16 protein-coding genes, 3 tRNA genes and 3 rRNA genes are annotated in these 21,900 nt (G+C 53.7%); 18 read left to right on the top strand and 4 right to left on the bottom strand.

Translation table 11 applies throughout. The features are described from left to right. Positions 1-19: 19 nt before the first annotated feature. From btuB to ACG1VR_RS22295, 8 genes are all read left to right on the top strand, one after another. The gene (btuB, locus tag ACG1VR_RS22330; RefSeq protein ID WP_395491135.1) at positions 20-1,867 is read left to right on the top strand and encodes a TonB-dependent vitamin B12 receptor BtuB; all 1,848 of its coding nucleotides are present in this window, start codon (positions 20-22) and stop codon (positions 1,865-1,867) included. Beyond that, entirely contained in the window at positions 1,812-2,693 is an 882-nt protein-coding gene (gene murI / locus ACG1VR_RS22325) for a glutamate racemase (RefSeq protein ID WP_395489815.1), read from the top strand. Before btuB ends, murI begins: the two co-directional genes overlap by 56 nt. Before the next feature lie 345 nt (positions 2,694-3,038). Continuing rightward, positions 3,039-4,580 (top strand): 16S ribosomal RNA (locus ACG1VR_RS22320). Positions 4,581-4,666: 86 nt separating this feature from the next. After that, positions 4,667-4,742 (top strand) — tRNA-Glu (locus ACG1VR_RS22315). Positions 4,743-4,954: 212 nt separating this feature from the next. Continuing rightward, positions 4,955-7,862: ribosomal RNA gene (locus tag ACG1VR_RS22310) — 23S ribosomal RNA — on the top strand. Positions 7,863-7,957: 95 nt separating this feature from the next. Then, positions 7,958-8,073, top strand: a 5S ribosomal RNA gene (gene rrf / locus ACG1VR_RS22305). Together the 16S, 23S and 5S rRNA genes with 3 tRNA genes alongside form the textbook arrangement of a ribosomal RNA operon. Positions 8,074-8,127: 54 nt before the next feature. Next, a tRNA-Asp gene (locus ACG1VR_RS22300) sits at positions 8,128-8,204 on the top strand. 50 nt (positions 8,205-8,254) lie between these two features. Then, positions 8,255-8,330: transfer RNA gene (locus ACG1VR_RS22295), tRNA-Trp, on the top strand. 79 nt (positions 8,331-8,409) lie between these two features. On the opposite strand, the gene hdfR is transcribed toward ACG1VR_RS22295, so the two are convergent. After that, positions 8,410-9,234: an HTH-type transcriptional regulator HdfR gene (gene hdfR, locus ACG1VR_RS22290; protein ID WP_395489814.1), complete on the bottom strand. Its 825-nt coding sequence runs from the start codon at positions 9,232-9,234 to the stop codon at positions 8,410-8,412. 119 nt (positions 9,235-9,353) lie between these two features. Between hdfR and ACG1VR_RS22285 the strand changes: the two genes are divergently transcribed. Beyond that, positions 9,354-9,692 (top strand): DUF413 domain-containing protein, encoded by a 339-nt coding sequence (locus ACG1VR_RS22285; RefSeq protein WP_016538953.1) that lies wholly within the window; start codon positions 9,354-9,356, stop codon positions 9,690-9,692. Between the two features lie 26 nt (positions 9,693-9,718). On the opposite strand, the gene ACG1VR_RS22280 is transcribed toward ACG1VR_RS22285, so the two are convergent. Further along, positions 9,719-11,239: a YifB family Mg chelatase-like AAA ATPase gene (locus ACG1VR_RS22280; RefSeq protein WP_016538954.1), complete on the bottom strand. Its 1,521-nt coding sequence runs from the start codon at positions 11,237-11,239 to the stop codon at positions 9,719-9,721. 353 nt (positions 11,240-11,592) lie between these two features. On the opposite strand from ACG1VR_RS22280, the gene ilvL reads away from it, so the two are divergent. From ilvL to ilvA, 6 genes are all read left to right on the top strand, one after another. Continuing rightward, positions 11,593-11,691: an ilv operon leader peptide gene (gene ilvL / locus ACG1VR_RS22275; RefSeq protein WP_071530467.1), complete on the top strand. Its 99-nt coding sequence runs from the start codon at positions 11,593-11,595 to the stop codon at positions 11,689-11,691. A 140-nt stretch (positions 11,692-11,831) separates the two neighbouring features. After that, complete coding sequence (gene ilvG / locus ACG1VR_RS22270) at positions 11,832-13,478, top strand: acetolactate synthase 2 catalytic subunit (protein WP_395489813.1); 1,647 nt, start codon at positions 11,832-11,834, stop codon at positions 13,476-13,478. Next, complete coding sequence (ilvM, locus tag ACG1VR_RS22265) at positions 13,475-13,732, top strand: acetolactate synthase 2 small subunit (RefSeq protein ID WP_016538957.1); 258 nt, start codon at positions 13,475-13,477, stop codon at positions 13,730-13,732. Before ilvG ends, ilvM begins: the two co-directional genes overlap by 4 nt. Positions 13,733-13,750: 18 nt before the next feature. After that, positions 13,751-14,680 (top strand): branched-chain amino acid transaminase, encoded by a 930-nt coding sequence (locus ACG1VR_RS22260; RefSeq protein WP_172568639.1) that lies wholly within the window; start codon positions 13,751-13,753, stop codon positions 14,678-14,680. A gap of 74 nt (positions 14,681-14,754) precedes the next feature. Next, positions 14,755-16,605 (top strand): dihydroxy-acid dehydratase, encoded by a 1,851-nt coding sequence (gene ilvD, locus ACG1VR_RS22255; protein ID WP_395489812.1) that lies wholly within the window; start codon positions 14,755-14,757, stop codon positions 16,603-16,605. Between the two features lie 2 nt (positions 16,606-16,607). Beyond that, positions 16,608-18,152, top strand: coding sequence for a threonine ammonia-lyase, biosynthetic (gene ilvA / locus ACG1VR_RS22250; protein ID WP_395489811.1), 1,545 nt, complete (start codon positions 16,608-16,610; stop codon positions 18,150-18,152). On the opposite strand, the gene ilvY is transcribed toward ilvA, so the two are convergent. Continuing rightward, positions 18,149-19,042 (bottom strand): HTH-type transcriptional activator IlvY, encoded by an 894-nt coding sequence (gene ilvY, locus ACG1VR_RS22245; protein WP_039899035.1) that lies wholly within the window; start codon positions 19,040-19,042, stop codon positions 18,149-18,151. The genes ilvA and ilvY overlap by 4 nt on opposite strands. A gap of 165 nt (positions 19,043-19,207) precedes the next feature. Between ilvY and ilvC the strand changes: the two genes are divergently transcribed. The 3 genes from ilvC to ACG1VR_RS22230 all read left to right on the top strand — a co-directional run bounded on the left by ilvC (position 19,208) and on the right by ACG1VR_RS22230 (position 21,586). Next, a complete protein-coding gene (gene ilvC, locus ACG1VR_RS22240) occupies positions 19,208-20,683 on the top strand; it encodes a ketol-acid reductoisomerase (RefSeq protein ID WP_016538962.1) in 1,476 nt (491 codons plus the stop codon). Between the two features lie 88 nt (positions 20,684-20,771). Further along, complete coding sequence (locus ACG1VR_RS22235; RefSeq protein ID WP_395489810.1) at positions 20,772-21,212, top strand: Rrf2 family transcriptional regulator; 441 nt, start codon at positions 20,772-20,774, stop codon at positions 21,210-21,212. After that, on the top strand, positions 21,209-21,586 hold the full coding sequence (locus ACG1VR_RS22230; protein WP_279051934.1) for a DUF1360 domain-containing protein: 378 nt from the start codon (positions 21,209-21,211) through the stop codon (positions 21,584-21,586). The genes ACG1VR_RS22235 and ACG1VR_RS22230 overlap by 4 nt, the downstream gene beginning before the upstream one ends. A 29-nt stretch (positions 21,587-21,615) precedes the next feature. On the opposite strand, the gene ppiC is transcribed toward ACG1VR_RS22230, so the two are convergent. Then, on the bottom strand, positions 21,616-21,897 hold the full coding sequence (gene ppiC / locus ACG1VR_RS22225; RefSeq protein ID WP_008455569.1) for a peptidylprolyl isomerase PpiC: 282 nt from the start codon (positions 21,895-21,897) through the stop codon (positions 21,616-21,618). Positions 21,898-21,900 lie beyond the last annotated feature (3 nt).

The following is a 21,900-nucleotide window of genomic DNA, read 5'->3' as shown; positions in this document are numbered from 1 at the left end:
GCGGATGCTTATATAAATGATGATAAAGAAGGTTTCGCTGTTGACGGCTCTGTCCGCAACGGCTTTTTCAGTTTGGGCGCAGGACAGCAACAACGATAATACCCTGATGGTAACGGCTAACCGTTTTCAGCAGCCGGTGAACAGCGTGCTGGCGCCGAACTCCGTGGTGACGCGCGAAGACATCGACCGCTGGCAGTCAAAATCACTGACCGACGTGATGCGTCGCCTGCCTGGCGTTGATATTGCGCAGAGCGGCGGACTTGGCCAGTTTTCCTCCGTGTTTGTTCGCGGGACTAACTCCAGCCACGTGCTGGTGCTTATCGACGGTATCCGCCTCAATCAGGCCGGCGTGACCGGCTCTTCCGACCTCAGCCAAATCCCTGTTTCTCTGGTCCAGCGCGTGGAGTACATTCGCGGGCCTCGTTCAGCAGTCTATGGCTCTGATGCGATCGGCGGGGTTATCAACATTATTACCACGCGGGATAAAGACGGCACGACGCTGACTGCGGGAATGGGATCGAATGGCTACCAGAACTATGATGCCAGCACCCAGCAAAAGCTTGGAGAAAATACGCGAGTGACCCTGGCGGGTAACTATGAGTATACCAAAGGCTTTGATGTAGTTGCGGATGGCAATACCGGCGGCCTGCGCCAGCCTGACCGCGACGGCTTTATGAGCAAATCCCTGTACGGAGCGCTTGAGCATAATTTCTCTGAGCAGTGGAGCGGCTTTGTGCGCGGCTACGGCTACGATAACCGCACGGCTTATGACGGTTTCTACAGCAGCTTCACGCCAAATCAGCTGGTGGATACCCGACAGCTCTACAGCCAGACCTGGGATACCGGGCTGCGCTTTAATAACGATATATTCCATTCACAGCTGATCTCCAGCTACGGCCACAGCAAAGATTACAACTTCGACCCGCGCCTTGGCCGCTACGACTCCAGCGCCACTCTCGACGAAATTAAGCAGTACAACCTGCAGTGGACTAACTCCGTTGATGTCGGGGCCGGGAACGTAGGTGCGGGCGTTGACTGGCAGAAGCAGAGTACCGAGCCGGGCACCAACTACGTTACCAACGGCTACGACCAGCGTAATACCGGTGTCTATCTGACCGCGCTGCAAAAACTGGGTGATTTCACCTTCGAAGGCGCTGCACGCAATGATGATAACTCTGAGTTTGGCAATCACGGGACCTGGCAGAGCAGCGCCGCATGGGAATTCGTAGAGGGCTATCGCTTTATTGCATCCTACGGCACCGCCTTTAAGGCGCCAAACCAGGGGCAGCTGTTTGGTTTCTACGGGAACAGAAATCTGAATCCAGAAGAAAGCCGCCAGTGGGAAGGGGCATTTGAAGGTCTGACCTCGGGTGTGAACTGGCGCGTTTCTGGTTATCGCAACCTTATTGATAACCTGATCGACTTCAACAATAACACGCTGAGCTATTACAACGTCGGCAAGGCCAATATTAAAGGGATTGAAGGTACGGCTTCCTTCGATACCGGGCCTGTACAGCATAGTATCAGCTATGACTATGTTGATGCCCGTAACGGCCTGACCGATGCACCGCTGGCCCGCCGCGCTAAGCAACAGGTGAAGTACCAGCTTGACTGGCAGCTTTACGATTTGGACTGGAGCGTAACGTATCATTACCTGGGGTCACGTTACGACACCGACTACAACACCGGTCAAACGGTGAAAATGGGCGGTGTGAGCCTGTGGGACGTTGCCTTGTCATATCCAGTCACGTCACAACTGACCGTTCGTGGTAGAATAGCTAACCTGTTCGATAAAGATTACGAGACGGTTTATGGCTACCATACTGCAGGACGGGAATACTACTTGTCTGGCAGCTACACCTTCTGATGCACATCCCACCGTGCTGGTTTTTGACTCCGGCGTCGGTGGGCTGTCCGTCTACAATGAGATTCGGCAGCTTTTGCCGAATCTCCATTACATCTACGCTTTCGACAATGTGGCGTTTCCTTACGGCGAAAAAAGCGAAGAGTTCATCGTCGAGCGAGTCGTATCGATAGTCACTGCCGTACAGCAACAATATCCTCTGGCTCTTGCCGTTATCGCCTGTAATACCGCAAGCACCGTATCTCTCCCTGCGTTACGTGAAAAGTTTGGCTTCCCGGTAGTTGGCGTTGTGCCTGCCATCAAACCGGCCGCCCGCCTGACGACGAACGGCGTGGTGGGGCTGCTTGCAACACGCGGCACGGTAAAGCGTCCTTATACTCATGAGCTAATTTCTCGGTTTGCCACAGAGTGCAAAATTGAAATGCTGGGTTCAGCGGAGCTGGTGGACTTAGCCGAGGCGAAGCTGCACGGTGAGCCGGTATCGCTGGACGAGTTGCGCAGGATCTTGCGCCCGTGGCTGCGTATGGCCGAGCCGCCGGATACCGTCGTGCTGGGCTGCACCCACTTCCCTCTATTACAGGAAGAGCTGCTGGCAGTATTGCCGGAAGGTACAAGGATGATTGATTCCGGGGCCGCAATTGCAAGGCGCACCGTTTGGTTGTTGGAGCATGAAGCACCCGATGCTTCTTCAGCGGATCAGAATATTGCTTATTGTATGGCGTTTACGCCCGAGACTGCGCAATTAATGCCCGTTTTACAACGTTATGGCTTCGAAAAGCTCGAAAAACTGGCACTTCAGGGCGATTCTGAGCAAAAAAGCGACGCTTAAACATTTTTTTCAAATTAGGGGTTGTCAGGCTCTGAGAACTCCCTATAATGCGCCTCCACTGACACGGCAAAGCGGCTTCGAAAGCGGCTTAACAACCCGGTAGTCAGTCAGACGAAAGCGAAAATAAACGCTTGACTCTGAAAGAGGAAAGCGTAATATACGCCACCTCGAGTTAGCAAGCGAAAGCGCGTAACTCACTGCTCTTTAACAATTTATCAGACAATCTGTGTGGGCACTCGCAGGATTGATATCTCAAGCATCTTCGGATGCAAAAAAATATCAAGTCTTGAAGAGTGACTACTGATTTTATAAACAGTTTTAATTCTTTGAGCATCAAACACTTTTAAATTGAAGAGTTTGATCATGGCTCAGATTGAACGCTGGCGGCAGGCCTAACACATGCAAGTCGAGCGGTAACAGGGAGTAGCTTGCTACTCCGCTGACGAGCGGCGGACGGGTGAGTAATGTCTGGGGATCTGCCTGATGGAGGGGGATAACTACTGGAAACGGTAGCTAATACCGCATAACGTCGCAAGACCAAAGAGGGGGACCTTCGGGCCTCTTGCCATCGGATGAACCCAGATGGGATTAGCTAGTAGGTGGGGTAATGGCTCACCTAGGCGACGATCCCTAGCTGGTCTGAGAGGATGACCAGCCACACTGGAACTGAGACACGGTCCAGACTCCTACGGGAGGCAGCAGTGGGGAATATTGCACAATGGGCGCAAGCCTGATGCAGCCATGCCGCGTGTGTGAAGAAGGCCTTCGGGTTGTAAAGCACTTTCAGCGAGGAGGAAGGCATTAAGGTTAATAACCTTAGTGATTGACGTTACTCGCAGAAGAAGCACCGGCTAACTCCGTGCCAGCAGCCGCGGTAATACGGAGGGTGCAAGCGTTAATCGGAATTACTGGGCGTAAAGCGCACGCAGGCGGTTTGTTAAGTCGGATGTGAAATCCCCGGGCTCAACCTGGGAACTGCATTCGAAACTGGCAAGCTTGAGTCTTGTAGAGGGGGGTAGAATTCCAGGTGTAGCGGTGAAATGCGTAGAGATCTGGAGGAATACCGGTGGCGAAGGCGGCCCCCTGGACAAAGACTGACGCTCAGGTGCGAAAGCGTGGGGAGCAAACAGGATTAGATACCCTGGTAGTCCACGCCGTAAACGATGTCGACTTGGAGGTTGTGCCCTTGAGGCGTGGCTTCCGGAGCTAACGCGTTAAGTCGACCGCCTGGGGAGTACGGCCGCAAGGTTAAAACTCAAATGAATTGACGGGGGCCCGCACAAGCGGTGGAGCATGTGGTTTAATTCGATGCAACGCGAAGAACCTTACCTACTCTTGACATCCAGAGAACTTTCCAGAGATGGATTGGTGCCTTCGGGAACTCTGAGACAGGTGCTGCATGGCTGTCGTCAGCTCGTGTTGTGAAATGTTGGGTTAAGTCCCGCAACGAGCGCAACCCTTATCCTTTGTTGCCAGCGGTTCGGCCGGGAACTCAAAGGAGACTGCCAGTGATAAACTGGAGGAAGGTGGGGATGACGTCAAGTCATCATGGCCCTTACGAGTAGGGCTACACACGTGCTACAATGGCGCATACAAAGAGAAGCGACCTCGCGAGAGCAAGCGGACCTCATAAAGTGCGTCGTAGTCCGGATTGGAGTCTGCAACTCGACTCCATGAAGTCGGAATCGCTAGTAATCGTAGATCAGAATGCTACGGTGAATACGTTCCCGGGCCTTGTACACACCGCCCGTCACACCATGGGAGTGGGTTGCAAAAGAAGTAGGTAGCTTAACCTTCGGGAGGGCGCTTACCACTTTGTGATTCATGACTGGGGTGAAGTCGTAACAAGGTAACCGTAGGGGAACCTGCGGTTGGATCACCTCCTTACCTAAAAGATACAAACCCGCGTAGTGCTCACACAGATTGTCTGATAGATGTAGAGAAGCAAGGCGTCTTGCGATTGAGACTTCAGTGTCCCCTTCGTCTAGAGGCCCAGGACACCGCCCTTTCACGGCGGTAACAGGGGTTCGAATCCCCTAGGGGACGCCACTTGCTGGTATGTAAGTGAAAGTTGCGTGCCGAACTATCTCAAAACTGACTTGAAAGAGTCATGTTTGAGATATTTGCTCTTTAACAATCCGGAACAAGCTGAAAATTGAAACGACATGTCGTCTCATTCTTCCGTAATAAAGAATGAGGTTAAGACATGTTCGAGTCTCTCAAATTTTCATAATTCGAAGCGAAACATCTTCGGGTTGTGAGGTTAAGCGACTAAGCGTACACGGTGGATGCCCTGGCAGTCAGAGGCGATGAAGGACGTGCTAATCTGCGATAAGCGTCGGTAAGGTGATATGAACCGTTATAGCCGGCGATTTCCGAATGGGGAAACCCAGTGTGATTCGTCACACTATCGTTAAGTGAATACATAGCTTAACGAAGCGAACCGGGGGAACTGAAACATCTAAGTACCCCGAGGAAAAGAAATCAACCGAGATTCCCCCAGTAGCGGCGAGCGAACGGGGAGCAGCCCAGAACCTGAATCAGTTTGTGTGTTAGTGGAAGCGTCTGGAAAGTCGCAGGGTACAGGGTGATACTCCCGTACACTAAAATGCACATACTGTGAGTTCGAAGAGTAGGGCGGGACACGTGGTATCCTGTCTGAATATGGGGGGACCATCCTCCAAGGCTAAATACTCCTGACTGACCGATAGTGAACCAGTACCGTGAGGGAAAGGCGAAAAGAACCCCGGCGAGGGGAGTGAAACAGAACCTGAAACCGTGTACGTACAAGCAGTGGGAGCCTCATTTATGGGGTGACTGCGTACCTTTTGTATAATGGGTCAGCGACTTATATTCTGTAGCAAGGTTAACCGTATAGGGGAGCCGCAGGGAAACCGAGTCTTAACTGGGCGTTAAGTTGCAGGGTATAGACCCGAAACCCGGTGATCTAGCCATGGGCAGGTTGAAGGTTGGGTAACACTAACTGGAGGACCGAACCGACTAATGTTGAAAAATTAGCGGATGACTTGTGGCTGGGGGTGAAAGGCCAATCAAACCGGGAGATAGCTGGTTCTCCCCGAAAGCTATTTAGGTAGCGCCTCGTGAACTCATCTTCGGGGGTAGAGCACTGTTTCGGCTAGGGGGCCATCCCGGCTTACCAACCCGATGCAAACTACGAATACCGAAGAATGTTATCACGGGAGACACACGGCGGGTGCTAACGTCCGTCGTGAAGAGGGAAACAACCCAGACCGCCAGCTAAGGTCCCAAAGTCATGGTTAAGTGGGAAACGATGTGGGAAGGCACAGACAGCCAGGATGTTGGCTTAGAAGCAGCCATCATTTAAAGAAAGCGTAATAGCTCACTGGTCGAGTCGGCCTGCGCGGAAGATGTAACGGGGCTAAACCATGCACCGAAGCTGCGGCAGCGACACTTAGGTGTTGTTGGGTAGGGGAGCGTTCTGTAAGCCGTCGAAGGTGGACTGTGAGGTCTGCTGGAGGTATCAGAAGTGCGAATGCTGACATAAGTAACGATAAAGCGGGTGAAAAGCCCGCTCGCCGGAAGACCAAGGGTTCCTGTCCAACGTTAATCGGGGCAGGGTGAGTCGACCCCTAAGGCGAGGCCGAAAGGCGTAGTCGATGGGAAACAGGTTAATATTCCTGTACTTGGTGTTACTGCGAAGGGGGGACGGAGAAGGCTATGTTAGCCGGGCGACGGTTGTCCCGGTTTAAGCATGTAGGCGGAGAGTTTAGGTAAATCCGGACTCTTGTTAACGCTGAGGTGTGATGACGAGGCACTACGGTGCTGAAGTAACAAATGCCCTGCTTCCAGGAAAAGCCTCTAAGCATCAGGTAACATTAAATCGTACCCCAAACCGACACAGGTGGTCAGGTAGAGAATACCAAGGCGCTTGAGAGAACTCGGGTGAAGGAACTAGGCAAAATGGTGCCGTAACTTCGGGAGAAGGCACGCTGTCGGTAGGTGAAACCCCTTGCGGGTGGAGCTGAAGGCAGTCGAAGATACCAGCTGGCTGCAACTGTTTATTAAAAACACAGCACTGTGCAAACACGAAAGTGGACGTATACGGTGTGACGCCTGCCCGGTGCCGGAAGGTTAATTGATGGGGTTATCCGCAAGGAGAAGCTCTTGATCGAAGCCCCGGTAAACGGCGGCCGTAACTATAACGGTCCTAAGGTAGCGAAATTCCTTGTCGGGTAAGTTCCGACCTGCACGAATGGCGTAATGATGGCCAGGCTGTCTCCACCCGAGACTCAGTGAAATTGAAATCGCTGTGAAGATGCAGTGTACCCGCGGCAAGACGGAAAGACCCCGTGAACCTTTACTATAGCTTGACACTGAACATTGAGCCTTGATGTGTAGGATAGGTGGGAGGCTTTGAAGCGTGGACGCCAGTCTGCGTGGAGCCAACCTTGAAATACCACCCTTTAATGTTTGATGTTCTAACGTAGACCCGTGATCCGGGTTGCGGACAGTGTCTGGTGGGTAGTTTGACTGGGGCGGTCTCCTCCTAAAGCGTAACGGAGGAGCACGAAGGTTAGCTAATCACGGTCGGACATCGTGAGGTTAGTGCAAAGGCATAAGCTAGCTTGACTGCGAGAGTGACGGCTCGAGCAGGTGCGAAAGCAGGTCTTAGTGATCCGGTGGTTCTGAATGGAAGGGCCATCGCTCAACGGATAAAAGGTACTCCGGGGATAACAGGCTGATACCGCCCAAGAGTTCATATCGACGGCGGTGTTTGGCACCTCGATGTCGGCTCATCACATCCTGGGGCTGAAGTAGGTCCCAAGGGTATGGCTGTTCGCCATTTAAAGTGGTACGCGAGCTGGGTTTAGAACGTCGTGAGACAGTTCGGTCCCTATCTGCCGTGGGCGCTGGAGAATTGAGGGGGGCTGCTCCTAGTACGAGAGGACCGGAGTGGACGCATCACTGGTGTTCGGGTTGTCATGCCAATGGCATTGCCCGGTAGCTAAATGCGGAAGAGATAAGCGCTGAAAGCATCTAAGCGCGAAACTTGCCCCGAGATGAATTCTCCCTGGGAACTTGATTCCCCTGAAGGGACGTTGAAGACTACGACGTTGATAGGCTGGGTGTGTAAGCGTAGCGATACGTTGAGCTAACCAGTACTAATGACCCGTGAGGCTTAACCTTACAACACCAAAGGTGTTTTGCGAGACAAATCGATTTTCAGCGAAGTTCAGGATTAGACTGATGGTCACGAAGTGACGGTCAGTAAACAGAATTTGCCTGGCGGCCGTAGCGCGGTGGTCCCACCTGACCCCATGCCGAACTCAGAAGTGAAACGCCGTAGCGCCGATGGTAGTGTGGGGTCTCCCCATGCGAGAGTAGGGAACTGCCAGGCATCAAATTAGCAGTAAACCGGGGCAACAAACCGGTGGTTGTAAAGAAATTCGGTGGAGCGGTAGTTCAGTCGGTTAGAATACCTGCCTGTCACGCAGGGGGTCGCGGGTTCGAGTCCCGTCCGTTCCGCCACTTATTAAAATTAAGCCTGCTAACTTAGCAGGCTTAATAGCAAGAAATTTAGGGGCGTAGCTCAGTTGGTAGAGCACCGGTCTCCAAAACCGGGTGTCGCGAGTTCGAGTCTCTCCGCCCCTGCCATATATAATCCTTTGCTCCGGCAAAGGATTTTTTTTGTCCAAAATTTCCCTCATTCTCTTCCTCTGCGATTAAAAGCGCATTACTGCGCCATTAATTGTGTCTTTAATAACTCTTTGATTATGCTTTGTTTATCAGTATTTTGTAGCCAGACGGCATACAAAGGTCTGGATAAAATCGTACTCTCCGCTACCGGCCAGATCTCTGCTTGCTCTTTTGCCCATTCAACCGGCAGGTAGGTGCAACCGTTGAGTTCCGGCATCAGCTTACAGGCCATTTTTGCCGAACTGGTGGTTAAAACAGGAATATCATCGCTGCCAATCAACTCCCCTTCATACTGATGAAAATCGGCTCCCCACTCAATACGTAGATAGTTGAGAGAAGCTTTATGACTTTCCGCGGAGGAGGAATAAAGCGCCAGGCTGAAATGGCCGAGCAGCTGGCTGGCGAACTCATCCATTTTTGGTGTTTCTGTTGTTAGCAACAGATCCAGCTGGCGCTCATGAAGCTGTTTTACCAGCGACTGTCGTTGTGCAATTCGTGCTTCAAACTGCAGGCCACTATGCTGTTGATAAAGTGAGATTAACCATTCGGAAAGCATACATTCCCAGAGCGAAGCGCTTGCCCCCAGGGTTAACTGATTATGCTGAGAAGTATGTGATACCTCTTTTTTCGCGGCCAACCAGGTATTCATCAGGTTTTCCGCGTAGGGCAGCAGCCGTTCTCCGGCAGTTGTCAGCCGTATGTTATTGCGATGACGGGTAAAAAGGTTTACACCCAGCTGATTTTCGAGCTGTCGAATACGAAAGCTGACCGCTGACTGCGTCAAATAAAGTGCTTCTGCAGCACGTCCAAAATGTCGGGTTCTACTCACTTCCAGGAAGGTTTTTAGTAATTCGGTATCCACGCCTTACTCCCAAAAATAATTTGTCGTTATGATTTAAATGTTTTGTTTTACACTCTGTCAAGCGTAACTAATACTCCGCGCCATAAATAGCTCGACCAAGAAAATCAGGAGCGTGTAGGATGGCGGAAAGCTTTACGACGTCTAATCGGTTTTTCGACAATAAACATTATCCGCGTGGGTTTGCTCGCCATGGTGATTTCACCATCAAAGAGGCGCAGCTGTTAGAACGCCATGGTTTTGCGTTTAATGAGCTGGATCTCGGCAAACGTGAACCCGGAACTGAAGAAGAAGTTCAGTTTGTTGCTGTATGCCGCGGTGTACGCGAGCCTTCCACAGAGGCAGAACGTGTCTGGAGCAAGTATATGGCACGTATTAAGCGTCCAAAACGTTTTCATACTCTGTCCGGCGGTAAACCGCAGATGGACACCGTTGAAGACTACACGGACAGCGATGACTAAGAAAAATGGGGCGAAAGCCCCATTTTTTATTCAGCCAGTCTTTGTAGATGCAGCAGCAGGCGATCTATAGCCCGATAGCTGAGTGCTTCCCGAAGATGCTCCCGCTCTATCTCCTCAGCATGCTGCATATCGGCAATCGTACGCGCGACTTTCAGCAGCCGCTGCCAGGCTCTTACCGACAAACCCAACTTCACCAGCGTATCCTCCAGCCAAACGGAATCATCCGGCTGAAGCCTGCAGTATTCGCGTATTTCATGATTGCTTAGCAGCGCATTGAGCTTATTCTGGCGGGCAACCTGGCACTCTCTTACCCCGGCGACTCTCTTCCTTATTACAGCGCTGCCTTCGCCGTTATGCCCAGACTGGCTTAGCATTCCTGCAGGAAGGAGGGGAATATCTACGGATAAATCAAAACGATCCAGGAAAGGGCCCGAGAGACGGTTCATGTAGCGTAATGTCTGCTGTGGGCTAGAGCGATTATGCTTACCTTCAAAATGCCCGGTGGGGCCAGGATTCATGGCGGCAATGAGCTGGAATCTTGCCGGGTAGGTAATTTTTGCCCGGGTGCGTGAAATATGAATTTCACCCGACTCAATAGGTTCCCTGAGCGAGTCCAGCACCCGGCGTTCAAATTCGGGAAGCTCATCCAAAAATAGCACGCCGTTATGCGCAAGGGAGATCTCCCCGGGCTGTGGAAGAGATCCACCTCCGACGACGGAGGTAAGGGAGGCGCTGTGGTGCGGAGCCCTGAACGGACGTTGTCGCCAGTGTCGCTTAAGAAGCGAGGACTGCACCAGGCTGAGAATAGCCGCACTCTGAAGCGCCTCAGCGTCGTTTAACGGGGGAAGAAGGGTGTTTAGCCTGCTTGCCAGCATCGTTTTGCCGGTACCCGGAGGGCCAATAAGCAGGAGGTTGTGCCCGCCGGAGGCTGTAATCTCGAGCGCCCGTTTCCCCAGGCTCTGCCCGATAATTTCATTCATATCCTCGGCGTAGTCTGCCTGCCAGGACGAAGGGCTTGCAGGCTTACGAAGCTCTCCTTTTCCTTCAAGCCAGGCGCAAACCTCGCTTAGATGGCTGGCAACGAAACAGCCTGGCTGGCTTATCAGGCCCACCTCATCCTCATTTTCTGCGGCAACAACAATTCTCCTTCCGGCTTTTAATGCCTCCGTTGCAGAAGATATTGCCCCTGAAACCGCGCGTAATTCACCCGTGAGCGCAAGTTCGCCGATAAACTCAAGCTGTGGCAGTCTTTCGCCGCTGAGCTGCTCAGAAGCGGCCAGCAGCGCTAATGCTATGGGGAGATCGTAGCGCCCACCCTCCTTGGGAAGGTCTGCTGGCGCGAGGTTTATGGTTATCTTACGTGCGGGAAAGGTATAACCGCTGTTAATCAGCGCGCTCCTGACCCGATCCCTTGCCTCTCTGACAGTGGTTTCCGGCAGACCAACAAGCGTTAGCCCGGGAAGCCCGGCACTGATATGTACTTCAACAGTGACCTGTGGCGCATGAATGCCCAGTGCTGCTCTGGTGAAGACAACAGACAGTGACATTATTCCTCCGCGTAAAACTCCATGTTGCGGGAGGATATGGTGATTAAATATTGCCCTTTTCTTTTTCCAGGAAACGCTTCGTGGACTTTTTCATCCGCACTCTTTTTTGCAAACTTCGCTGCGAGGCAGATCCCAGAACGATAACTTTTTTCTGGGTTTCATCGGGGAAATGGCTGAGTGAACCTGTTTTATGAATTATTTTCACTTTGCCCTTATTAACTGAAATTAAATAGTTTTTATGCTAATTATTTTTAGCTTGATTCTTTTCGTCATAAAAAAATATTGTGCTTTGCGTCAACTCTGTGATAACTCTGTAGGCATTACTTCGAACTAGACGTTAGAACATACAGAAAATGACAGCCCTTCTACGAGTGATTAGCCTGGTCGTGATTAGCGTGGTGGTGATTATTATCCCACCGTGCGGGGCTGCACTTGGAGAAAGAAAGGCTTAAAAATCAAGCCTGAATCGAAAAGAACCCCCGCACCGAAAGGTCCGGGGGTTTTTTGTTGACTGAAGAATGTGAAGCGAGGAACAGAGCATGTGTTGCAGAATAAAATGCTGTTTCTCCGGTAATGAGACGGGGAACTAACTATGAATGGTGCACAGTGGGTAGTACATGCGTTGCGAGCGCAGGGTGTTGAGACAGTTTTCGGTTATCCGGGCGGCGCAATTATGCCGGTGTACGATGCATTGTACGACGGCGGTGTGGAACATCTACTGTGTCGCCATGAGCAAGGTGCTGCGATGGCGGCCATTGGTTATGCGCGTGCAACCGGCAAAACCGGAGTCTGTATTGCGACCTCCGGCCCCGGCGCCACCAACCTGATAACCGGCCTGGCCGATGCTCTGTTAGATTCCGTTCCGGTTGTGGCCATTACCGGGCAGGTAGCCGCTCCGCTGATGGGCACCGATGCTTTTCAGGAAGTTGACGTTCTGGGCCTGTCTCTGGCCTGTACCAAGCACAGCTTCCTGGTTGAATCTCTCGATGAGCTGCCGCGTGTGCTTGCCGAGGCGTTTGAGATAGCAAATTCTGGCCGTCCTGGCCCGGTGTTGGTTGATATTCCTAAGGATATCCAACTGGCCTCCGGCGAGCCTGAACCGTGTTTGTCTACCGTTGATGATGAGCCTGATTTGCCTTTTGCTGCACTGCAACAGGCCCGCGAGATGATTTCGCACGCCAAAAAGCCGATGCTTTACGTCGGTGGTGGCGTTGGGATGGCTCAGGCTGTGCCTGCATTACGTGAGTTTATCGCCGTCACAAATATTCCCTCCACCGCCACTTTAAAAGGGCTGGGCGCGGTGCCTGCCGGGCATCCTTTTTACACCGGCATGCTCGGCATGCACGGGACAAAAGCAGCGAACCTGGCGGTTCAGGAGTGTGATTTACTGATTGCCGTGGGCGCTCGCTTTGATGACCGCGTAACCGGCAAGCTGAATACCTTTGCCCCACATGCCAAAGTTATTCATATGGATATCGACCCTGCCGAGCTGAGCAAACTGCGCCAGGCGCACGTTGCTTTGCAGGGGCCGTTGAACCAGCTGCTTCCCGCTTTACAGCAGCCTGTGCATATTGCTGAATGGCAGCAGCATATCGCCGCGCTGAATGAAGAACATCAGTGGCGCTATGACCATCCGGGTGAGGCAATTTATGCCCCTCTTCTGCTGAAGCAGCTTTCCGAACGCAAGCCGAAAGAATCCATTGTGACCACCGACGTGGGCCAGCATCAGATGTGGACCGCGCAGCATATGACCTTCACTCGTCCGGAAAATTTCATTACCTCAAGCGGTCTGGGCACCATGGGATTTGGCCTGCCTGCCGCTGTAGGTGCGCAGGTTGCCAGACCGGAAGATACGGTTATCTGCGTCTCTGGCGACGGTTCATTCATGATGAATGTCCAGGAGCTGGGTACGATTAAGCGCAAGCGACTGCCGGTAAAAATCCTGCTGCTGGATAACCAGCGTCTGGGGATGGTAAGACAGTGGCAGCAGCTGTTTTTCGACGAGCGTTACAGCGAAACAACCCTTACCGACAACCCTGATTTCCTCACGCTGGCCAGCGCCTTTGGCATTCCTGGACAGCACATCACCCGTAAAGACCAGGTAGAAGCCGCGTTAGACACCATGCTGAACAGCGACGGCCCGTACATGCTTCACGTCTCAATTGATGAGTACGAAAATGTCTGGCCGTTGGTGCCGCCCGGTGCCAGTAACTCGCAAATGCTGGAGAAATTATCATGATGCAACATCAGCTCGCAGTACAGGCACGCTTTCGCCCGGAAACTTTAGAGCGCGTTTTACGCGTAGTGCGCCACCGTGGCTTCCAGATCTGCGCCATGAATATGGCCGCGGCGGGAAATACCGACAATATTAATATTGAATTGACCGTTGCGAGCCTGCGACCTGTCGAATTACTGTTTACTCAATTAAGCAAGCTGGTTGACGTTGCCTGCGTTGAAATCCAGCAACCAACATCACAACAAATTCGCGCCTGAGCGTAAAGGAAGAGAACAATGACGACCAAGAAAGCTGATTACATCTGGTTCAACGGCGAGATGACTCCGTGGGGCGAAGCAAAAGTACACGTCATGTCCCACGCGCTGCACTACGGGACTTCGGTATTTGAAGGCATCCGCTGCTATGACTCGCACAAAGGACCAGTGGTGTTCCGCCATCGTGAACACATGCAGCGCTTGCGTGACTCAGCAAAAATCTATCGCTTCCCGGTATCGCAGAGCGTCGATGAACTGATGGAAGCCTGCCGCGCGGTTATCCGTAAAAACAACCTCACCAGCGCTTACATTCGCCCGTTGGTCTTTGTGGGTGACGTGGGCATGGGCGTTAACCCGCCTGACGGCTACACCACCGACGTCATTATCGCGGCCTTCCCGTGGGGCGCTTACCTGGGTGCAGAAGCGCTGGACCAGGGCATTGACGCGATGGTTTCTTCCTGGAACCGTGCAGCGCCTAACACGATCCCAACCGCGGCTAAAGCGGGTGGTAATTACCTGTCTTCCCTGCTGGTTGGGAGCGAAGCCCGCCGCCACGGCTATCAGGAAGGGATCGCGCTCGATGTGAACGGCTTCCTGTCAGAAGGCGCAGGTGAAAACCTGTTTGAAGTGAAAGATGGCGTTATCTATACACCGCCGTTCACCTCTTCCGCACTGCCGGGCATCACCCGCGATGCCATTATCAAACTGGCAAAAGATTTGGGGATCGAAGTTCGCGAGCAGGTATTGTCCCGTGAATCGTTGTACCTGGCGGATGAAGTATTTATGTCCGGCACCGCGGCGGAAATCACCCCGGTGCGCAGCGTAGACCGTATTCAGGTTGGCGAAGGCCGTTGTGGCCCGGTCACCAAACGTATTCAGCAGGCATTCTTTGGCCTGTTCACCGGCGAAACCGAAGATAAATGGGGCTGGCTGGACCCGGTAAACCAATAAGCTTTACACAAAAAATATAATCAGGCGGGCGGCGAAAGACCGCCTGCGACCCGACAGACTGGAGTAAATAAAGCATGCCTAAGTATCGTTCTGCCACCACAACCCATGGCCGTAATATGGCGGGTGCCCGCGCTCTGTGGCGCGCAACGGGGATGACCGACGCCGATTTCGGCAAACCTATTATCGCGGTAGTGAACTCCTTTACCCAATTCGTTCCGGGCCACGTTCACCTGCGCGACCTGGGTAAGCTGGTTGCTGAACAAATCGAAGCGTCCGGCGGCGTAGCCAAAGAGTTCAACACCATTGCGGTAGATGATGGCATTGCGATGGGACATGGCGGCATGCTTTATTCACTGCCGTCTCGCGAGCTGATTGCCGACTCGGTTGAGTACATGGTCAACGCCCACTGCGCCGATGCCATGGTGTGTATTTCGAACTGCGACAAAATCACCCCGGGGATGTTAATGGCGTCTCTGCGCCTGAATATTCCGGTTATCTTCGTTTCCGGTGGCCCGATGGAAGCCGGGAAAACCAAGCTCTCGGACCAGATAATCAAACTGGATCTGGTTGATGCGATGATTCAGGGCGCGAACCCGAACGTTAGCGACGAGCAAAGTGAGCAAATTGAGCGCTCCGCCTGCCCGACCTGCGGCTCCTGTTCCGGGATGTTCACCGCCAACTCGATGAACTGCCTGACCGAAGCGCTGGGCCTGTCGCAGCCAGGCAACGGCTCGCTGCTGGCGACCCATGCCGACCGCAAAGAACTGTTCCTCAATGCCGGGAAGCGTATTGTCGAACTGACCAAACGCTATTACGAACAGGACGATGCCAGCGCGCTGCCGCGTAACATCGCCAGCAAAGAAGCGTTCGAAAACGCCATGACGCTTGATATCGCAATGGGCGGCTCAACCAATACCGTGCTGCACCTGCTGGCCGCTGCTCAGGAAGCCGAAATTGACTTCACCATGACCGATATTGACCAGCTGTCCCGCAAAGTCCCTCAGCTGTGTAAAGTGGCGCCAAGTACCCAGAAATACCATATGGAAGACGTGCACCGTGCGGGTGGCGTTCTCGGCATCCTCGGCGAGCTGGATCGCGCCGGGTTGCTGAACCGTGAGGTGAAAAACGTGCTGGGCCTTTCCCTGCCGCAGACCCTCGATCAATACGATGTGATGTTGACCAAAGACGAGGCGGTGAAAACCATGTTCCGTGCGGGCCCTGCGGGTATTCGCACCACCCAGGCCTTCTCCCAGAGCTGCCGCTGGGACACGTTGGATGACGATCGCGCTGAAGGCTGTATCCGCTCGCTGGAAAATGCCTACAGCAAAGATGGTGGTCTGGCCGTTCTGTACGGCAACTTCGCTGAAAACGGCTGTATTGTTAAAACGGCCGGCGTTGATGAAGGCAGCCTGGTATTCCGTGGCCCGGCGAAAGTCTACGAGAGCCAGGATGACGCGGTAGAAGCTATCCTCGGCGGAAAAGTGATCGCAGGCGATGTGGTCGTTATTCGCTACGAAGGGCCGAAAGGCGGGCCGGGTATGCAGGAAATGCTCTACCCAACCACCTTCCTGAAATCTATGGGCCTCGGTAAAGCCTGCGCCCTGGTCACCGACGGCCGTTTCTCCGGCGGCACCTCCGGCCTGTCGATTGGTCACGTTTCACCGGAAGCGGCCAGCGGCGGCAACATTGCCCTGATTGAAGACGGCGACATGATTGCCATCGATATTCCAAACCGTGGCATTGATTTGCAGCTTAGCGAGCAGGAGCTGGCGGCTCGCCGTGAAGCGCAGGAAGCTCGCGGCAGCGAAGCCTGGACGCCGCGCAACCGTGAACGTCAGGTTTCCTTCGCACTGCGCGCTTACGCAAGCCTGGCTACCAGCGCGGACAAAGGCGCAGTACGCGATAAAAGTAAGCTTGGAGGCTAACCATGGCTGAGTCACAACCGCTACCCGACGCCCCCTGCGGGGCGGAGTATCTGCGAGCGGTGCTGCGCGCGCCGGTTTATGAAGTCGCACAGGTCACACCGCTGCAGAAAATGGACAAGCTTTCTTCGCGCCTGGATAACGTTATCCTGGTGAAGCGCGAAGACCGCCAGCCTGTGCACAGCTTCAAGCTGCGCGGGGCATATTCGATGATTGCCGGGCTGAACAGCGAGCAGAAAGCCTGCGGTGTGATCACCGCTTCCGCAGGGAATCACGCTCAGGGCGTGGCGCTTTCTTCCACGCGGCTTGGCATCAAGTCGCTGATCGTTATGCCGGTGGCAACGGCGGATATCAAAGTGGACGCCGTGCGGGCGTTCGGCGGAGAAGTGTTGCTGCACGGCGCGAATTTTGACGAAGCAAAAGCTAAGGCCATCGAGCTCTCGCAATTGCAGGGGCTGACCTATGTTCCGCCGTTTGACCACCCGGCCGTCATTGCCGGGCAGGGGACGCTGGCGCTGGAGCTGTTGCAACAGGATGCCCACATCGATCGAGTATTTGTGCCGGTTGGCGGCGGTGGGCTGGCGGCGGGCGTGGCGGTTCTGATCAAGCAACTGATGCCGCAGATCAAAGTGATCGCGGTGGAAGCGGAAGACTCAGCCTGCCTGAAGGCGGCGCTCGATGCCGGTCAACCTGTCGATCTGGCTCGGGTTGGGCTGTTTGCGGAAGGCGTCGCGGTTAAACGCATCGGGGATGAAACATTCCGCGTTTGCCAGGAATATCTGGACGATATCATCACCGTGGATAGCGATGCCATCTGTGCGGCGATGAAGGACCTGTTTGAGGATGTGCGTGCCGTTGCTGAGCCTTCCGGGGCGCTGGCGCTGGCCGGAATGAAAAAGTACATCCAGCAGCACAACATCCGCGGGGAACGCCTGGCGCATGTGTTGTCCGGGGCTAACGTTAACTTCCACGGATTGCGTTATGTTTCCGAACGCTGTGAGCTGGGTGAACAGCGTGAAGCGCTGCTGGCGGTAACCATTCCCGAGCAGAAGGGCAGCTTCCTGAAATTCTGCCAGCTGCTGGGCGGACGTTCGGTAACCGAGTTTAACTATCGCTATGCCAGCTCCGACAATGCCTGCATTTTTGTCGGCGTACGCCTGACCCGGGGTGTGGACGAGCGTAAGGAAATTATCGGCCAGCTGAGCGAAGGCGGCTATGGGGTGGTCGATCTCTCTGACGATGAGATGGCGAAGCTTCATGTTCGCTACATGGTCGGAGGGCGGCCTTCCAAGCCGCTGCGCGAAAGGCTCTACAGCTTTGAGTTCCCGGAATCTCCGGGCGCGCTGCTGAAGTTCCTCAGCACGTTGGGTACGCACTGGAACATTTCCCTGTTCCATTACCGTAGCCACGGCACCGACTATGGTCGGGTGCTGGCGGCGTTCGAACTGGGTGAGAACGAGCTGGATTTCGAAACCCGTCTTAACGAGCTGGGCTACGAATGCCACGACGAAACCAATAACCCGGCGTTCCGTTTCTTCCTGGCCGGTTAATGGCTGCCGGGCAGTAGCTTCCAGAACGCACTAACAAGCGGCTCATTGAGCCGCTTTTTTTGTACACAAACGCCAAGCTCGAACGGCGTGTTCTCATCGCTACGCTCCAGAATCAGCACGCGGTTGCGAACCGGCTCGGGGCTGTTTTCCAGCACTATCTCGGGGATTAGCGCGACACCGCAGCCCAGTGCCACCATCGAAACCATCGCTTCGTGCCCGGCAACCGTGGCGTAAATCAGCGGATTGCTGACTTTCTGGCGACGGAACCACAGCTCAATACGGCGGCGAACCGGCCCCTGTTCGGGCAGGATAAAAGGAATTTTTGCCCAGTCGGGTTCCGGCTGGCTAACCTGAGCGCGAACCGGGCAGGGAAGCGCGGGGGCAATGAGCGCGACGGATAAATTTTCCAGCATCGAAAACGCGACGCCCGGCGGCAGAGATTCCGGCTTTCCGGCAATAGCGAGGTCGGCTTCGTTGGAGTCGACTTTTTCTACCGCATCGGCAGCATCGCCAGTGGTGAGCTTGATTTCAACGGAAGGATGTTCGGCGCGGAAGCGGTCAAGGATCGGCGGTAAGTGGCTGTAGGCGGCGGTAACCGAGCAAAACAGATGCAGCTCGCCGCTCAGGGAAGGCCCCTGCTGGCCTAGCGTATGCCGCATCTGCTGATATTGAAGCAGCGTATGCTGGGCAAACTGGCGCAGCTGCTCCCCGGCCTCGGTCAGCGTAACGGTGCGGTTATCACGTAAAAATAGCGGCTGACCAAGGTCGTCTTCCAGGCGCTGGATTTGGCGCGAAAGTGTAGAGGGGCTGACGTGCATCGCGCGGGCGCTACGCCCGAAATGACGGCTTTCGGCCAGATGCAGAAAGGTTTTCAGATCGCGTAAATCCATGGTTGCTTGCCCTCGGTTTGGCATTGCAATAATTGCAACGCGACGTTGTTAATATATCAATTTAAGCAACGCATTTCCTGTCATATAGTGGGTTCATTCTATGCAGCACGACACGGCTGCAGAGCCCTTACAATAAGCACAACACGACACATACGGAGTTCTACGATGGCTAATTATTTCAACACTTTGAACCTGCGTCAGCAGTTAGCGCAGTTGGGTAAATGTCGCTTCATGGGGCGCGATGAATTCGCCGATGAAGCAAGCTACCTCAAAGGTAAAAAAGTGGTCATCGTCGGCTGTGGCGCTCAGGGTCTTAACCAGGGCCTGAACATGCGTGACTCCGGGCTGGATGTTTCCTATGCTCTGCGTGCAGAAGCGATTGCGGAAAAACGTGCTTCATGGCGTAAAGCGACCGAAAACGGCTTTAAAGTAGGAACTTACGAAGAGCTGATCCCGCAGGCCGACCTGGTTGTTAACCTGACGCCTGACAAGCAGCACTCCTCCGTCGTTCAGGCCGTGCAGCCGATGATGAAAGATGGCGCTGCGCTGGGCTATTCCCACGGCTTCAACGTGGTTGAAGTGGGCGAAACCATCCGTAAAGACATCACCGTTGTTATGGTGGCGCCGAAGTGCCCGGGTACTGAAGTTCGTGAAGAATATAAACGTGGTTTCGGCGTGCCGACGCTTATCGCCGTTCACCCGGAAAACGACCCGAAAGGCGAAGGCATGGCTATCGCTAAAGCCTGGGCTGCTGCAACCGGCGGCCACCGTGCTGGCGTGCTGGAGTCTTCCTTCGTGGCTGAAGTTAAATCTGACCTGATGGGCGAGCAGACTATCCTGTGCGGTATGCTGCAGGCCGGTTCTCTGCTGTGCTTCGACAAGCTGGTGGCTGAAGGGACCGATGCGGCCTATGCCGAAAAACTGATTCAGTTTGGCTGGGAAACCATTACCGAAGCGCTGAAACAGGGCGGTATTACGCTGATGATGGACCGTCTGTCCAACCCGGCTAAAATCCGCGCTTACGCGCTGTCTGAGCAGCTGAAAACCATCATGGCGCCGCTGTTCCAGAAACATATGGATGACATCATCTCCGGTGAATTCTCCTCCGGCATGATGGCTGACTGGGCAAACGACGATAAAAATCTGCTGACCTGGCGCGAAGAGACCGGCAAAACCGCGTTCGAAACCGCTCCGCAGTTTGAAGGTAAAATCTCCGAGCAGGAATACTTCGATAAAGGCGTTCTGATGATCGCCATGGTGAAAGCGGGCGTTGAGCTGGCCTTCGAAACCATGGTAGACGCGGGCATCATCGAAGAGTCCGCTTACTACGAATCACTGCACGAACTGCCGCTGATCGCCAACACCATCGCTCGTAAGCGCCTGTACGAAATGAACGTGGTTATCTCTGATACCGCTGAATACGGCAACTACCTGTTCTCCTATGCCGCCGTTCCGCTGCTGAAAGAGTTTATGACGACTCTACAGGCGGGCGATCTGGGTAAAGAGATCCCGGCTGCTGCGGTAGATAACGCCCAACTGCGCGATGTAAACGAAGCGATTCGTAACCACGAAATCGAAAAAGTGGGCAAGAAACTGCGTGGTTATATGACTGATATGAAACGCATTGCTGTTGCGGGCTAATAGCTCAGTGAAAAGGAAAAGGCGCTCAGGCGCTTTTTTTGTGCCCGTCATCTTGCCGCCTCTCTTTTTATGTAATATTGTAAGTTACATGAAAACAAATAACTCCTTCTCAGCAACGCTGCACATCCTGCTCCACCTCGAGCAGATGGAAAAACCGTTAACATCGGAGCAGATGGCCGCTTTTATCGACGGCAACCCGGCATTTATTCGTAAAGTTCTGGCTGGCCTGCGCGAGAGAAAAATCGTCTGCTCGACCAAAGGGCATCACGGCGGCTGGAAGCTCTGCCGCCCGGCAAGTGAAGTCACGCTGCTGGATATTTATCTGGCGCTGGGTTCGCCGGGGCTCTTTGCCCTGGGCAACCGTAATGAAAACCCGGAATGTCTGGTTGAGCAGGGGGTTAATCGGGTGATGTCCGATACCTTCGCCGCGGCCGAAGAGCTGGTGCTGGCGCGCTTTAAAAGCCTGACGTTACGGGATATAGGCAGCGAATTTATCAGCTATTTCAATGAAAAGGGGCACGATGAATGATTTCTACTTTAACCACTGACCTGCCGGTTTGCCTGATGATAGCGCTGGCCGCCGCCAGTATTTCGATGACGATTACGCAAACAGAGCTGTTTGCCGGTTTACGCGGCTGGACGGCAAAAAAGAATGCCATGCTGGGCCATCTCTTCCAGTGTTTCTACTGCCTTAGCCACTGGGTTGTATTTGCAGGTATGCTTGTTTATCGCCCGTATCTGCTGCACAGCGGGATGCCGGTAATTGACTGGATCATGACGGCGTTTATTACCCTCACGCTGACCACTTTTGTGAACGGGATTATCTTTAAAGTGTTCCAGATGGCGGTCGGTACTCATTTGTTGAAGCATGAGGCTCAGCAGACGTTACACCCGACAAAATAATGCAAAGGCCGGGAAACCCGGCCTTTAACTTAGTTGCGGTACAGCACTTTGATGATGTGGTAGCCGAACTGAGTGTGCAGCGGGCCGTAAGGCTCCAGCAGCGGGCAGGAGAAAACCACTTTATCGAAAGCAGGAACCATCTGGCCCTGGCGGAATTCACCCAGGTGGCCGCCTTTTTTACCCGATGGGCAGGTGGAGTGTTTCTTGGCCAGTTTTTCGAAGTCGCCGCCGTTTTTCAGCTGTTCGAGAAGGTCTAAAGCCAGTTTTTCTTCCTTTACAAGGATATGCAGTGCTGCTGCGGTTTTTGCCATGAT

The organism is Cedecea davisae (genome assembly GCF_044095835.1).
Lineage (GTDB): Bacteria > Pseudomonadota > Gammaproteobacteria > Enterobacterales > Enterobacteriaceae > Cedecea > Cedecea davisae.
The sequence above is the reverse complement of the archived record's forward strand: the minus strand, read 5'-3'. Positions and strand labels throughout refer to the sequence as shown.

Excerpts from the sequence above, each read along its gene's own strand:
- ilvY (WP_039899035.1), bottom strand. The coding sequence starts at position 19,042 with ATGGATTTACGCGATCTGAAAACCTTTCTGCATCTGGCCGAAAGCCGT.
- ACG1VR_RS22235 (WP_395489810.1), top strand. The coding sequence starts at position 20,772 with ATGAAAACAAATAACTCCTTCTCAGCAACGCTGCACATCCTGCTCCAC.
- ilvM (WP_016538957.1), top strand. The coding sequence starts at position 13,475 with ATGATGCAACATCAGCTCGCAGTACAGGCACGCTTTCGCCCGGAAACT.
- ACG1VR_RS22230 (WP_279051934.1), top strand. The coding sequence starts at position 21,209 with ATGATTTCTACTTTAACCACTGACCTGCCGGTTTGCCTGATGATAGCG.
- ACG1VR_RS22280 (WP_016538954.1), bottom strand. The coding sequence starts at position 11,239 with ATGTCACTGTCTGTTGTCTTCACCAGAGCAGCACTGGGCATTCATGCG.
- ppiC (WP_008455569.1), bottom strand. The coding sequence starts at position 21,897 with ATGGCAAAAACCGCAGCAGCACTGCATATCCTTGTAAAGGAAGAAAAA.
- ilvL (WP_071530467.1), top strand. The coding sequence starts at position 11,593 with ATGACAGCCCTTCTACGAGTGATTAGCCTGGTCGTGATTAGCGTGGTG.
- ilvD (WP_395489812.1), top strand. The coding sequence starts at position 14,755 with ATGCCTAAGTATCGTTCTGCCACCACAACCCATGGCCGTAATATGGCG.
- ilvG (WP_395489813.1), top strand. The coding sequence starts at position 11,832 with ATGAATGGTGCACAGTGGGTAGTACATGCGTTGCGAGCGCAGGGTGTT.
- ACG1VR_RS22285 (WP_016538953.1), top strand. The coding sequence starts at position 9,354 with ATGGCGGAAAGCTTTACGACGTCTAATCGGTTTTTCGACAATAAACAT.
- murI (WP_395489815.1), top strand. The coding sequence starts at position 1,812 with ATGGCTACCATACTGCAGGACGGGAATACTACTTGTCTGGCAGCTACA.
- ilvA (WP_395489811.1), top strand. The coding sequence starts at position 16,608 with ATGGCTGAGTCACAACCGCTACCCGACGCCCCCTGCGGGGCGGAGTAT.
- btuB (WP_395491135.1), top strand. The coding sequence starts at position 20 with ATGATAAAGAAGGTTTCGCTGTTGACGGCTCTGTCCGCAACGGCTTTT.
- ACG1VR_RS22260 (WP_172568639.1), top strand. The coding sequence starts at position 13,751 with ATGACGACCAAGAAAGCTGATTACATCTGGTTCAACGGCGAGATGACT.
- ilvC (WP_016538962.1), top strand. The coding sequence starts at position 19,208 with ATGGCTAATTATTTCAACACTTTGAACCTGCGTCAGCAGTTAGCGCAG.